The sequence below is a fragment of the Acinetobacter brisouisimilis genome, assembly GCF_000368265.1.
Taxonomy (GTDB): Bacteria; Pseudomonadota; Gammaproteobacteria; order Pseudomonadales; family Moraxellaceae; genus Acinetobacter.
In genome coordinates this window covers 55784-68139 of record NZ_KB851217.1, presented here as the reverse complement: position 1 = coordinate 68139, position 12356 = coordinate 55784, and the positions used below count along the sequence as shown (strand labels likewise).

The 12356-nt window shown below is 37.5% G+C and carries 12 protein-coding genes; 6 read left to right on the top strand and 6 right to left on the bottom strand.

Going from position 1 to position 12356, the window contains the following annotated elements; genetic code table 11:
- Positions 1–583: 583 nt before the first annotated feature.
- Complete coding sequence (locus tag F975_RS01150; protein ID WP_004749588.1) at positions 584–1168, bottom strand: TetR/AcrR family transcriptional regulator; 585 nt, start codon at positions 1166–1168, stop codon at positions 584–586.
- An 82-nt stretch (positions 1169–1250) separates the two neighbouring features.
- On the opposite strand from F975_RS01150, the gene F975_RS01145 reads away from it, so the two are divergent.
- The 6 genes from F975_RS01145 (at position 1251) to F975_RS01120 (ending at position 6326) form a co-directional block, all read left to right on the top strand.
- Positions 1251–1952 (top strand): SDR family NAD(P)-dependent oxidoreductase, encoded by a 702-nt coding sequence (locus F975_RS01145; RefSeq protein WP_004749587.1) that lies wholly within the window; start codon positions 1251–1253, stop codon positions 1950–1952.
- Positions 1953–2032: 80 nt separating this feature from the next.
- Positions 2033–2650, top strand: a complete 618-nt coding sequence (locus F975_RS01140) for an FMN-dependent NADH-azoreductase (RefSeq protein ID WP_004749586.1) — start codon at positions 2033–2035, stop codon at positions 2648–2650.
- Between the two features lie 86 nt (positions 2651–2736).
- A complete protein-coding gene (locus tag F975_RS01135) occupies positions 2737–3414 on the top strand; it encodes an AAA family ATPase (protein WP_004749584.1) in 678 nt (225 codons plus the stop codon).
- A gap of 49 nt (positions 3415–3463) precedes the next feature.
- A complete protein-coding gene (locus F975_RS01130; RefSeq protein ID WP_004749582.1) occupies positions 3464–4369 on the top strand; it encodes an AvrD family protein in 906 nt (301 codons plus the stop codon).
- The gene (locus F975_RS01125; protein ID WP_004749581.1) at positions 4369–5418 is read left to right on the top strand and encodes a zinc-binding alcohol dehydrogenase family protein; all 1050 of its coding nucleotides are present in this window, start codon (positions 4369–4371) and stop codon (positions 5416–5418) included. The genes F975_RS01130 and F975_RS01125 overlap by 1 nt, the downstream gene beginning before the upstream one ends.
- 209 nt (positions 5419–5627) lie before the next feature.
- The gene (locus tag F975_RS01120; RefSeq protein ID WP_004749580.1) at positions 5628–6326 is read left to right on the top strand and encodes a hypothetical protein; all 699 of its coding nucleotides are present in this window, start codon (positions 5628–5630) and stop codon (positions 6324–6326) included.
- A 450-nt stretch (positions 6327–6776) separates the two neighbouring features.
- Here the strand turns inward: F975_RS01120 and F975_RS01115 are convergent, their stop codons facing one another.
- The 5 genes from F975_RS01115 to F975_RS01095 form a co-directional block, all read right to left on the bottom strand.
- On the bottom strand, positions 6777–7268 hold the full coding sequence (locus F975_RS01115) for a flavin reductase (protein WP_004749579.1): 492 nt from the start codon (positions 7266–7268) through the stop codon (positions 6777–6779).
- 196 nt (positions 7269–7464) lie between these two features.
- The gene (locus F975_RS01110) at positions 7465–8496 is read right to left on the bottom strand and encodes a methionine synthase (RefSeq protein WP_004749578.1); all 1032 of its coding nucleotides are present in this window, start codon (positions 8494–8496) and stop codon (positions 7465–7467) included.
- Positions 8497–8533: 37 nt separating this feature from the next.
- Positions 8534–9526: a DUF1852 domain-containing protein gene (locus F975_RS01105; protein ID WP_004749577.1), complete on the bottom strand. Its 993-nt coding sequence runs from the start codon at positions 9524–9526 to the stop codon at positions 8534–8536.
- A gap of 950 nt (positions 9527–10476) precedes the next feature.
- The gene (locus tag F975_RS01100; RefSeq protein WP_004749576.1) at positions 10477–11205 is read right to left on the bottom strand and encodes an ABC transporter ATP-binding protein; all 729 of its coding nucleotides are present in this window, start codon (positions 11203–11205) and stop codon (positions 10477–10479) included.
- The gene (locus tag F975_RS01095) at positions 11198–12340 is read right to left on the bottom strand and encodes an ABC transporter permease (RefSeq protein WP_004749575.1); all 1143 of its coding nucleotides are present in this window, start codon (positions 12338–12340) and stop codon (positions 11198–11200) included. The genes F975_RS01100 and F975_RS01095 overlap by 8 nt, the downstream gene beginning before the upstream one ends.
- Positions 12341–12356 lie beyond the last annotated feature (16 nt).

Here is a 12356-nt window from a genome sequence, read left to right as displayed (position 1 = left end):
ATCATATGCTTAAAATATATTCAGAAAAACCCAGATGCAAGGTGAGAATTAGAATTTATTAAATTTCAATCTGCCTGTCCATTTCTAAAACTCGGTTAGATTATGCAAAGCCCGATCAAAATATAGATATGTGAGTCTAGAATTTTGGTGGCTACTCACTATTTAGGATTATTCTTGGCATCAACGGCTCAATGAATTTTTGAGCTATTTCTAACGATGTATTTTGAACTAGCTTGGGCTTTGATTCCTCAAGTATGTTGATGAGCATGTACATGTGCCGCATCAATAAATTCCCATTTTAGATCAGTATCAGAAGAAATTAAGTCTGAACTCATATAAATAAATCAAAGGTGTTATTCTGAAACCAGAATGGCCTATACCGATATTTCTAAGTTAAACACAGAATTTAATTTCGCTACTGGATTGTTATTTCTATACTCAGTTTCTTGGCAGAGAGAAATATGACGTTGGCTTAATTACTCTGATTTTTCAAGCTGTTGTTGAATATTAGCTAGCGCAAAATCCAAAAGTTATTCTCAACTATTTTTCACTGATTCCAACTAGCTTAATTTATCAAAAATACCTACTTTGAAATCAATCGTTTGGTTGCTTTAATAATCATTTCTCTGCGTTTTTCATGATTCCCCATGTCCTCTAATGGAGTAAACATTCTCGCAACTTGAGGCAACATAAACCAACTATTTGCAATTGCTAAAATCAAAAATGCTAAATAGCTTGGTTCAATACTATCGGTTACTTTTCCTTGTTGCTGTGCCTCAGAAACTGCCTGAATTTTATAATCATAATTTTTTCTGCGAATGTCTTCATTTGGGACTTCTCCATCATAAATTAATCCCTCCCAAAGTAATAAACGACTAAGTTCAGGATGTTCACAATGATAATCATAAGCCCGCCCCGCATATTCAGATAAGTCTTGTTCTGATATGGATTGAATAGGCACTAATTTGGCAACTTTAACCAATTCATTGCGCAAAACAGCATCAAATAACTCTCTTTTAGCACCAAAATAATTATAAATTCTTTCTTTATTTACCCCCGCAATTTTTGCAATTTTGTCAATCGTTGTGCCATCTGGCCCATGCTTTGCAAACTCGCTTACAGCTGCATCCAAAATCTTCTGTTTGGTCCCTTCTGTATCCCAAGGCATAATTTTTCCTCTTGCAAACCATAAAAAAATATATTATAAAGCACATATCCAACTAATTCGTTGGAATTTTTGGAACTTTATAATGAAAAACAATATTATAATTTTCGGCTATGGGCTAGGTATTTCTAGAGCGCTGGCTTATCGATTTGGTCAAGAAGGCTATATCGTTGGGTTGGTTGCTCGTGATAAAAAAAAATTAGAAGAACAAGTATTAGAACTTAGATTAGCAAATATCGATGCCCATTTTTTTTGTAGTGATTTAAGCCAAACGGAAAATATTCCTGAGCTTATTCATCAAATTAAAAATAAGTTTGGTGAAATTAAGAATATTCACTGGAATGCATTCCATGATATTGAAGGTGATTTACTTACGATAAATCCTTTTGATCTCACGAAAAGTTTTCACTTACGCGTCTCAAGTTATATCGCTACTGTTCAAGCTTGTATGGATGACTTGAAAAATAATAAAGGGAGTGTTTTGTCAACAAATGGTGTCTTTGCTCTTGATTTGAATGAAGTTGACCAGATTGCTAAAGAATATGCGGCCTTATCAATTGCAGCGACCTCACAATATAAAACTACAAATTTACTGGCACTTTCCTTGAAAAGTTCACAGATCTATGTAGGTCAAGCCATTGTGAATGGATTTGTGGAAGGTACTCCTGGGGCCGAAAGTAAGCTTTATACAATTTCGCCAAAAACTGTTGCTGATCAATTTTGGGATTTACATCAGAACAAGAATCAAACAACTGCCTTGTGTGGAAGAGCACTTCAAGTAGCGTAAAAATTTACTATTCATAAATGATAAAAATGAATACAAATAAAAATTTAATCTTTTTTAATGTGTGAAATCCAGAGGATATTATGAAACTATTACACATCAATTCATCAACTCGCGGAGAAAATAGTCAATCTTTATTGATTGCTAAACAGGTGATTGCCAAACTTCAAGACAAGCATCCTGATTTGGTCATTGATGAATTTGACCTATTTGCAGAAGCTCTTCCTGCATTCGATAAAAATGCTGTTGGTGCAAAAATGGCATTATTTACAGGTCAAGATGCAAACTCTACAGAAAAGGCAGCATGGACAGAAATTAAAGCTGTCTATGATCGCTTTGCCTCAGCAGATATTTATGTCTTCAACGTTCCATTATGGAATAACAATATTCCCTATATTTTAAAACAGCTGATTGATGTGGTCACCCAACCTGGTTGGTCATTTGGCTTTGACATGAATCATGGATATTCTGGCTTATTAACAGGCAAAAAGGCTTACCTTGTCATTGCGAGTGGTGTGTACTACGAAGGTATCCCAGAAAACTTTGGTTCTGACTTTGCGACACCTTATTTACAAGATTGGCTAAAATTTATTGGTATTACAGATATTGAAACCATTCATATTTCACCTACCGTTTTAAATAATGACTATGAAAAAACAAAAGGTGAAGTGATTGATGATCTTGAAAAACTAATTGCCTAATAACAACAAATCAACCATGAAGTCTGTTAGAACGCTAATAGGCTTCAAAAATTCAATCTAATAATAAATGCTATAAGGTTATACAAATGCGGATTGGTTTAACGGGAACATATTCATCAGGTAAAACGCTAACCTCCTTAATTATCAGCGAATATTTAAATTTGCCTCGTACAGAAGCGAGAACGATGCGGGAGATCCTACCTTTTGCTGCACCAGGAAAAACATTAGAAGAAGTCACATCTCCTCAATTGATTCAGATGATCATTACTCGTCATATGGATCGAGTTATTCATGAATATAAGCTCAAAGATCGTTTCATATCAGATGGCTGTTCTTTACAAGAATGGATCTACGGTAGTGTACGTGTTAAATATGGGATGAATCCTAATCAGTCGATTCACTTAAAAGACAATGAAACTGTTTCAAAAACCACCGAGCTGGCTTATTTTGAAAATATTATGAGTGAGCTAGGAAAAGTATTTAAGCGCCATGTACAAGATTCTTTTGACCTTTTTATTCATTTACCCAATGAGCTATCACTGGCAAAAGATGGTCATCGACCTGTAAATGAGTTATTTCGTTCTGCTTCAGATGAGCTTTTAAAAGATACATTTGACGAGCTGGATATGAAATATCACATTATTGGTGGAAGTCTGGAAGAACGTGCGGATGCTATTGCAGAACTTTTAAAAATTAAGCCTGTAAAGAGTATCCAAGAATCTATAGAAGTTGCAAATCAAAAATATAAAACACTCATTATGTAAGTATCTATATAAAAGCAAGAAAAAATTCTTAGATAAATAGGGGGAGATAATGAACTTATCATTTTTTAAAGATGTTGATGAATTTTTAGGTGATAAAAAGACACGTTATTTTGGAGTAGGCTATCTCAATAGCAATCATGCAATCTATGATTTTTCTAGCGAGCCTAATGATCTGAATATCTTAAAATTCTCTTGTTTTGGTCGAGTTGTATTGCCTCAAACTTGGTCTATTAAAAGCAATGGTAATCAAAAACCACATTTAAGTACGATTGATATTATTGAATTGTCTTTACTCACTTTTGATCATCTTATTCAGACCGTCTATAGTAACTTGCCTAAAATTTCTTATAAGAGTCTCATTTATAAGATGATCATTAGGGCAGGCAAAAGCCCAGTGGAGTCTGATTTTGATCAGATCAATATTCATGGAAGTATGGACAAGATCAATCAAGAGACCAATGCCTTGAACATTGATATCTCTAATATGAGAATTGAAATTCGATACTCTAGTGATCTCAATAAGATTGACTATTCAGCACCTACAGTCGACCTGAAAACACCATTGGATATTAATGATGTGATGATTAATGTCGATGAAATGAAAGCATCTGCTTTGGTGACCAATAATCAACTCATGAAAGAAAAGATAGAGCCATGGTCAACTTCATGTCTATTTTCCGTAGGCTTGCAGTTGGGTCAAGTTTTACTTTATCAGTTAGATTCAATTAGTCGGGCAGAAAGTAATACCCTGTGGATGAAAAAGACAGAAATATTCTTTCTTTCAGACAAGCCCAATCTTGATGATTCACATCCGATTTTTACACGTTTAGATAATGTCAGACGCTATAAAACATCAGATGGTGATTGGAGAAAAGCTGATATCTATTCAATTTTTGGTAATACCAAAATTATTTGTAGCGTTACTCATAAACTTCCTCTTACATCGATAGCATAATGAATAGTAAATTTAATCATGCAGTTGCTATATGTAATCCTTTGGAACTTGAAAATCCAGATTCATTTCTGGATGTTCAGGTTCCATACCCTAAAGCACTGCCACATGATGTGATTGTTCGTGTTGAAGCAGTCTCTATTAATCCAGCAGATATGCGTGCCCGACTGAGAAAGAAAAAAGATAATCAGATAAATGTCCTAGGTTGGGATGTGGCTGGAATAATTGTTGAAAAAGGTAATGAAGTTTCAGGCCTTTTTCAGGTCGGAGATGCTGTTTACTATGCAGGTGACATTAACCGCTCAGGTGGGAACTGTTCATATCATGCAATTGATTCTCGATTAGTTGCATTTCAACCCAAAACTATTAGCATTGAAGATGCAGCAGCATTACCCTTAGTTTCACTAACTGCGTGGGAGGCACTATTTGAAAAATTAGCTCTCGCTATTAATACCAATTTAACCATACAGCATAATAAGCCAACATCTTCACTACTTATCCTTGGTGCGGCTGGTGGTGTTGGCTCTATGGCGATTCAACTTGCTAAACTTGTTCCTAATTTAGCTATTATTGCTACGACATCTCGAAAGGAAACCACTGAATGGTGCTTAAAATTAGGTACGGATCATGTTATTGATCATAGTCAGGAATTAGCACCGCAATTATCAAAAATTGGTTATCCAGAGGTGGACTATATTCTGATTTGTAACTCACCTGATACTTATTTTGATATTTTACCGAGTATTACACGACCTTTTGGGAAAATTTGCAGTATTGTTCCTTTCCTTCAAAGTCAGGACTTTAATTTATTGATGAGAAAAAGTTTGTCCTTTCATTGGGAGTTTATGTTTACTCGATCTAGTTTTTCTACCCATGATATGGTGAAACAGTCCGAAATCTTAAATTATATTTCAGAACTAATTGATCAAAAGAAGATTATATCGCCTAGAGTAACTTCACTTAGCCCAATGAATGCATCAAAAATTAGAAAGGCTCATCAATTAATTGCTTCAAATAAAACCATTGGAAAAATCGTAATAGTCAATAAATAGAGAAATATTACCTATGGTCGGACTTCAATAGATGTATCAACCCTACTCTGTTTTTATAAAAGGCCATTCATTTATAAAAGAAAGTTTCAAACCATAATAAAAATTTCTTTTATTTCATTTTGTTCATGTTTGTATCTCTTATAAAATTGAATTATAGCAAGCTGTAAATTTTTGGGATAAAGTCAAGCTTTTAAAAATGGTTGATAATTGTGAAGAATGCACTTTCCGACAACAATCAAATTAAAGTGGTTTCTACTTTCTCTGAACTTGTCAATTCGCATTTTCAAGGAGATATGAACGCCATTTGCTGGTATCGAAATTTGATTGGTGATTTTAAAGAGATTGTGGCAAAACTTCACTTAGAAGAAAATATTACAGAAGTTTCTGTGGAAGATCTTTTAGCATTGCATCTTTCAGAAAAAGGTAATCTAGCAAGAGAAATTATTTTAAGTGATCTACAGCTATTAACTGATTTCGGAGTATCGCCTTCTCTGAATTTACTTAAAAGTTATGAACGGGATGAAGAGCTAGATTTCATTTCAACAGATGTGTATTCCTATCATATTGATCGCTCCCCCATTGAAATGGATACTTTTTTATGTACCTATCATGGCCCTGCAAGTGATATTTTGCCTCATGATCAGGTTGAGCAAATGATTTGGGTTCCAGAAATCAGGGAAAAACTCAAAAAACTACATGATGATCCAGAAGCTGAGTTTGAAACTTTCCTAGAAGATAATTTCTTTGATCTGCATTACCAGCCAAAACCTGATGCAAAACCAGTGAATTTGGGCTCTGGACATCTTTGGCGCTTGGCAGTAGATCATCCAAAGCAACAGGTCTTACCCTGTGTCCATAGAGCACCTGCTGAAAACGAAGGTGAATATAGATTATTATTGATCTGTTAAGTATCAATAATATAGATAGTAGTTAAACTTGATTCCTATAAAGTTGGACTGTTGCATCTGCTCATTTCTTGAATGCTCTAGAGAAATGAGCAGATCAACGTCACCTAACTGATATGCAGTACTGAAAAACGCATGGCAAATATGCATTTTTATTTAATGGTTTATACTTACAATTACTGTATAGCTAGTCCATATCATAAAATTCTAGCGGCTGGCTAAAAATCCAGCCAGAAAGTGACCCTGTAATATCTGTATCTAAAAAAGCCCCGACGCCCCTTCTCATCCCAATACTGTATTTTTGAATACAAATCAGGTGACGGTATCATTTTTATGATGGACCATTCATAGATTAATAAAAGTCACAATCATAGTCACTCAGATGTCTATTGTTAAAAAATTATTCATTCTACTGCGTGCTGGCTTAAGAATTTGATATAGCCAAAAGCTGATTTAAGCAATTTCTGCTTGCCCCACCTGATGATAAGCACGATTAAAATAAACTAAACTTTGATCTTGTTGACTTTGTTGAATCGCAACAACACGACACATAAAAATCGTATGTGTTCCAACCTCTTGAATTTGATCAATCTCACAATCAAAACTCACCAAAGCATCCTCTAAAACAGGTGCTCCTGTTTCCAGTTCTGTCCAAGTCCCATGTTTAAAGCGTTCTTCAGAACTCAGTTTCGATGCAAACACATTAGAAATATGCTCATGCTGTGCACCTAAAACATTCACGGTTAAGATCTTATTTTCAACAAAATGCTCATGTGACCGAGAAGATTTATTCATACAGACCAACAATGTCGGTGGTGTATCCGTAACACTACACACGGCAGATGCAGTGAATCCATAACGATCAGACATGTCTGCCGTGGTTACGACACTGACTGCACTGGTTAAGGAAGACATTGCATTTCTAAAGTCTGCTGCTTCAATCATCATTTTGTTCCTAAATTGAACCGTAACTTTTTTGTTTAGATTAGCTATACCACGTGATTCGGTCACATAGGCACATCTGAATAAGTTCTGAGGAGAACGAATACTTACTTTGGATAGGCTAAGGGTTACTCGTTGGATGATGAAGATTAAATTCTATTCAATCCTAAAAGTAACCCCTTAGAAATCACACGAGAAATTACTGCCCTACAAGCTCTTTGCGAATGATTTCTGCACCTGCACTTAAGGCATTGAGCTTACCGCGAGCCACTTCACGCGCTAAAGGTGCCATACCACAGTTGGTTGAAGGATAAAGCTTATCCGCATCGACAAACTGAAGTGCTTTACGCAGTGTATTGGCTACTTCTTCTGCTGTTTCAATGCTGTTGGTTGCTACGTCAATTGCACCAATCATCACTTTTTTACCGCGAATTAATTCGATCAAATCCATTGGTACACGTGAGTTTTGACATTCAAGTGAGACAATATCAATTTTAGATTTTTGAAGTTTAGGAAATGCTTCTTCATATTGGCGCCATTCTGAACCTAAGGTCTTTTTCCAGTCGGTATTGGCTTTAATGCCGTAGCCATAACAAATATGAACCACAGTTTCACACTTCAGACCTTCAAGTGCACGTTCCAAGGTTGCAATACCCCAGTCATTCACTTCATCAAAGAACACATTAAATGCAGGTTCATCAAACTGGATGATATCAACCCCAGCAGCCTCTAACTCCAGTGCTTCTTGGTTTAAGATTTTGGCAAATTCCCAAGCCAGTTTTTCACGGCTTTTGTAGTGACCATCATAAAGCGTGTCAATCATGGTCATCGGGCCAGGGAGTGCCCATTTGATTGGTTGTGTGGTTTGACTACGTAAAAACTTGGCATCTTCAACAAAAACAGGCTTTTGACGAGATACCGCGCCCACCACTGATGGAACGCTGGCATCATAACGATTACGGATACGAACCGTTTCACGTTTCTCAAAATCCACACCGTCGAGGTGCTCAATAAACGTGGTCACAAAATGTTGACGGGTTTGTTCGCCATCACTGACGATATCGATGCCTGCATGTTGCTGTTCCTGCAATGACAAACGTAATGCATCTTGTTTGGCTTCAACCAGTTGGTCACCTTCGAGTTTCCACGGTGACCAAAGTTTTTCAGGCTCTGCCAGCCAAGAGGGTTTCGGTAAGCTGCCAGCGGTTGATGTTGGTAATAAAATTGCCATTTTAAATCTTCTATCTCTATATTCTATTTCAGGTAAATTAAGCAGCGTTACGCTCTACGTTGTAATTTGCAGCCCATTGCTCAAGAATGTCTTGATAAGGCTTAATAAAGTTTTCTTCCGTCCATTTACCCTGTTTTACCGCGAGCTGACCACGTTCAACACGGTCATAGACGATTTGTGTGAGTGAATAATCTGGGTACTCTAGGCTTGCTTGATAGACTTGTGCCGCTGATGAATTTGCATTGTAAATTTCAGGACGATAAATCTTTTGGAACGTTTCCATGGTGCTAATTGCACTGATCAATTCAAAATCTGTGTAGTCACGCAGTAAATCACCCGCGAAATAGAACGCTAAAGGTGCAACGCTACCTTTCGGCATAAAAAAGCGAACCTTTAAGCCCATTTTATAGAAATACTCGTCGGTACGTGAGTATTGGTCTTGTTTATACTCAACACCCAAAATCGGATGTTCATTGGTCGTACGATGATAAGTTCTAGCAGTTGAAACACTCAGGCAAATCACAGGCTGTTGATTAAACTCTGCTTTAAAGGTATCCGAGTTCACAAGGTATTGATAAAGCTTGCCATGCAAATCCCCAAAACCTTCTGGTGCGTACGAAGTTGAGTTCTTTTTATTATGTTCTTTAAGCACCACGCTGAAATCATAGTCACGGACATAAGATGAAAAACTGTTGCCAATCATGCCATCAATACGCTGATTGGTGTGGTGATCGGTAATTGTGCTTTTCAGCATTTCAATGATCGGGAAAGTTTTACCATTACCTTCGATATCTAAATCTGCAGAAATAATATCAATTTCAAGTGAATAACGATCACCATTCGGATTGTCGGATTGTGCTAAGGTATTGAAACGATTATTAATCATTCGAAGTGTATTACGCAGGTTCTGCTCACGGCTTTCACCACGTGCCAAGTTGGCAAAATTCGTTGTTAGGCGTGTGCTATCTGCTGGCTGATAGTTTTCATCAAAACGAATGCGTTTAATTGAACATGTAAACTCTTTACTCATGGTGATCTGATACCCTAATTTCTAAAATAAAATCTAAATTTCTTAATGATGTGATTTATACCTGAATCACTACATGAATAAAAATGATTTTATCTAACATGAAGATGAGTAAAATTCATGTTTAGGGATTTTGTTATCCTGATTAAAAATGAAAGGTAGAAAATTAGTGACCCTATTTTTGATAAATTAAATCAGTTAAAAAATTAAATTATTTAAAAATAAATAGCTAAGTAAAGCTCTGACTTGTATCGGGTAAAATTATGGAAAATGGAATAGGTAAAAAAATAGAATGGATTTCAAAAGATGCTAAGGAAATAGATATACACAGAACATGACAATTCAATCGAAATCCAAATCTTGTACTTGCGTTGTACATATAAATATAAGACTTTTCTACTTATGAACTTATTAACTTATGAACTTATGAACTTATGAACTTATGAACTTATGAACTTATGAACAGTATACTTAATTAAATCAGTAGCTTAATTTATTTAAGCAACATAAAAATCATAGAAATCTGACTTTGAAACATACAGTTTTTTTAGATCCAGTTATGGAAGTGACTACCAATAAAAATGTTGAAAATCGGAATTTTGACCCTGTGAAGAACTGCTTCCAACGGTAATATTTTCTTAACCTTGTAAGCTGTCTCGCACAAAAGATAGAGACAATACCCATATTCAAAATCAATTGAATCCCTTACTCTGAAGCCATAAGGAACAGGAAGTTCTGGAACATAAAACAAAAAATGATAAGTTCAAGCATCAGGATGTGAAGTACGACAGGAGTCATACTTAAAACGCAAATACCCAAAAGCCTCGACAGGATGTCGGGGTTTTTTCTTTTCTATCAATGATTCAAACTCATAATTTTATTTCTACCAGAATTTTAAGTCTTTCCATGCTCTATATTTGATCATGCTGGCCTGGACCGCATTTGCATTTCTGTCAGAGATGAGCCGACGATGCTGTGTTATTTAGTGAATCGCTTTTGATGTTGCCATCAACCAGATTAATTGTTCGATCACAAGTTGCCGACAGGCGTGGATCGTGGGTGACTAGCAGCACTGCACAACCTCGCTCACGATGAACTTTACGGAACAACTCGAAAACCTCAGCAGCTGTTTGAGTATCAAGATTACCTGTAGGCTCATCGGCCAATAATAATGCTGGATCAGTGATCAGTGCTCTGGCAATCGCCACCCGCTGTTGCTGACCACCTGAGAGTTCATTTGGTTTTCTGTCGGCAAACTTTTCCAGACCTACCGCAGCCAATAATTCATGTGCTTTTTCTAGTGCAAATTTATCGGGTTTTCCCCGTGTCAGCATCCATGGCATCAGCACATTATTTAAGGTAGTAAATGCCTGAATCAAATGATGAAACTGAAAGACAAAACCGATGCTGTTACCGCGTAATGCAGTACACCCTGCATCATCCATGTTACTTGTAGGCTGGCCCAGCAGATAAAGTTCACCACTGCTCGGCTGATTGAGCAGGCCCAGAATATTCAATAAAGTGCTTTTTCCAGAACCTGAAGGTCCAATCAGTGCTGCAAAGTCGTTGCGGTCTATACACAGGTCAATCCCATGTAGAACCTCAACCTCATTGAGCTGGCCAATATTGTAAGACTTGCGTAGTGCTTCTAGGCGTAGGACTTCATGAGCTGGGTTAGACATGGCGAATCGCCTCCACGGGATCGAGAGCTGCTGCTCGGCGTGCTGGTACAGCTGCTGCGAGGATGCCGGTGAGCGTTGCCAACAGTAATGCGAGCATTACCAGTTTGATTGGCACGGGAATATAAAATAAACCTGGGCCAAAGTGATTAAAGGTCCACACCAGTGCATAACTCACCGCACTACCCATGACTGAACCCATTAAACCAAACATGGCTCCCTGAAAAAGGAAAATACGTAAGATTTGCTGTTGGGTTGCACCTGTCGCACGCAAAATACCAATTTCCCGAGTTCGTTGTACCACACTGACTGACAAGACACTGGCGATTCCAAAAGCTACGGAAATAGCCACAAAGATAATAATCATATTGGTTGACAGGCTCTGGGCTGAAATCGCATTCATTAATTGTGAATTAGTTTTAATCCAGCTGTCAGCCTTCAGTGAAGTTAAGCGCCCAATTTGTGCAGCAATCTCATCAGCTTTGAAAATATCTGTAACAGTCAGATCGATGACAGTGATTCCCCCAGGAAGGTTAAGTAATGATTGCGCCTGTTTTAAGTCGAGATAAACATAACGCGCATCCAGTTCACGCACCCCTAGCTCAAAGATTCCAGCAACATTCACCACTGTACTATTTTGTTGACCTGTATCCAGTCGCAGCTTGCTCCCTACCTGTACCCCCAAGTCATCGGCTAACTGGCTACCGATCAGTACATTGTCCGCCCCCACTCGTAGCTGACCACTGATCAGATAGTTTTTGAGGGGAATAATTTTTTGATAACGCGCTACATCAATTCCGACGAGCGCTACAGATTCGAGCGCATCACCACGTTGGGCAAATGCAGGACCTGATACTGTAGGTGATACCGCTGTCAGTCTAGGCAATTGATCTAGGGTTACCATCACTTCCTGCCAGTTGTTGATTGAACGCAGGCGTTGTGCACGCTTATCTTCCCGCAATAATTGTAAAGTGCCAGCTTTTGGGGGGAGAATTTGGTTCACCTGATCTGGTGATAGCACACGGATATGCGCTTGAGTGCCTAAAGTGCGCTGGATAATATTCGACTGCAGACCTTGTACTAAAGATGAAACAAAAACGATTACTGCGACACCCACCGCGACACCGACTGTGATCATGAAAGACTGTGCACGT

Excerpts from the sequence above, each read along its gene's own strand:
- F975_RS01150 (WP_004749588.1), bottom strand. The coding sequence starts at position 1,168 with ATGCCTTGGGATACAGAAGGGACCAAACAGAAGATTTTGGATGCAGCT.
- F975_RS01145 (WP_004749587.1), top strand. The coding sequence starts at position 1,251 with ATGAAAAACAATATTATAATTTTCGGCTATGGGCTAGGTATTTCTAGA.
- F975_RS01140 (WP_004749586.1), top strand. The coding sequence starts at position 2,033 with ATGAAACTATTACACATCAATTCATCAACTCGCGGAGAAAATAGTCAA.
- F975_RS01135 (WP_004749584.1), top strand. The coding sequence starts at position 2,737 with ATGCGGATTGGTTTAACGGGAACATATTCATCAGGTAAAACGCTAACC.
- F975_RS01130 (WP_004749582.1), top strand. The coding sequence starts at position 3,464 with ATGAACTTATCATTTTTTAAAGATGTTGATGAATTTTTAGGTGATAAA.
- F975_RS01125 (WP_004749581.1), top strand. The coding sequence starts at position 4,369 with ATGAATAGTAAATTTAATCATGCAGTTGCTATATGTAATCCTTTGGAA.
- F975_RS01115 (WP_004749579.1), bottom strand. The coding sequence starts at position 7,268 with ATGATTGAAGCAGCAGACTTTAGAAATGCAATGTCTTCCTTAACCAGT.
- F975_RS01110 (WP_004749578.1), bottom strand. The coding sequence starts at position 8,496 with ATGGCAATTTTATTACCAACATCAACCGCTGGCAGCTTACCGAAACCC.
- F975_RS01105 (WP_004749577.1), bottom strand. The coding sequence starts at position 9,526 with ATGAGTAAAGAGTTTACATGTTCAATTAAACGCATTCGTTTTGATGAA.
- F975_RS01100 (WP_004749576.1), bottom strand. The coding sequence starts at position 11,205 with ATGTCTAACCCAGCTCATGAAGTCCTACGCCTAGAAGCACTACGCAAG.
- F975_RS01095 (WP_004749575.1), bottom strand. The coding sequence starts at position 12,340 with ATGATCACAGTCGGTGTCGCGGTGGGTGTCGCAGTAATCGTTTTTGTT.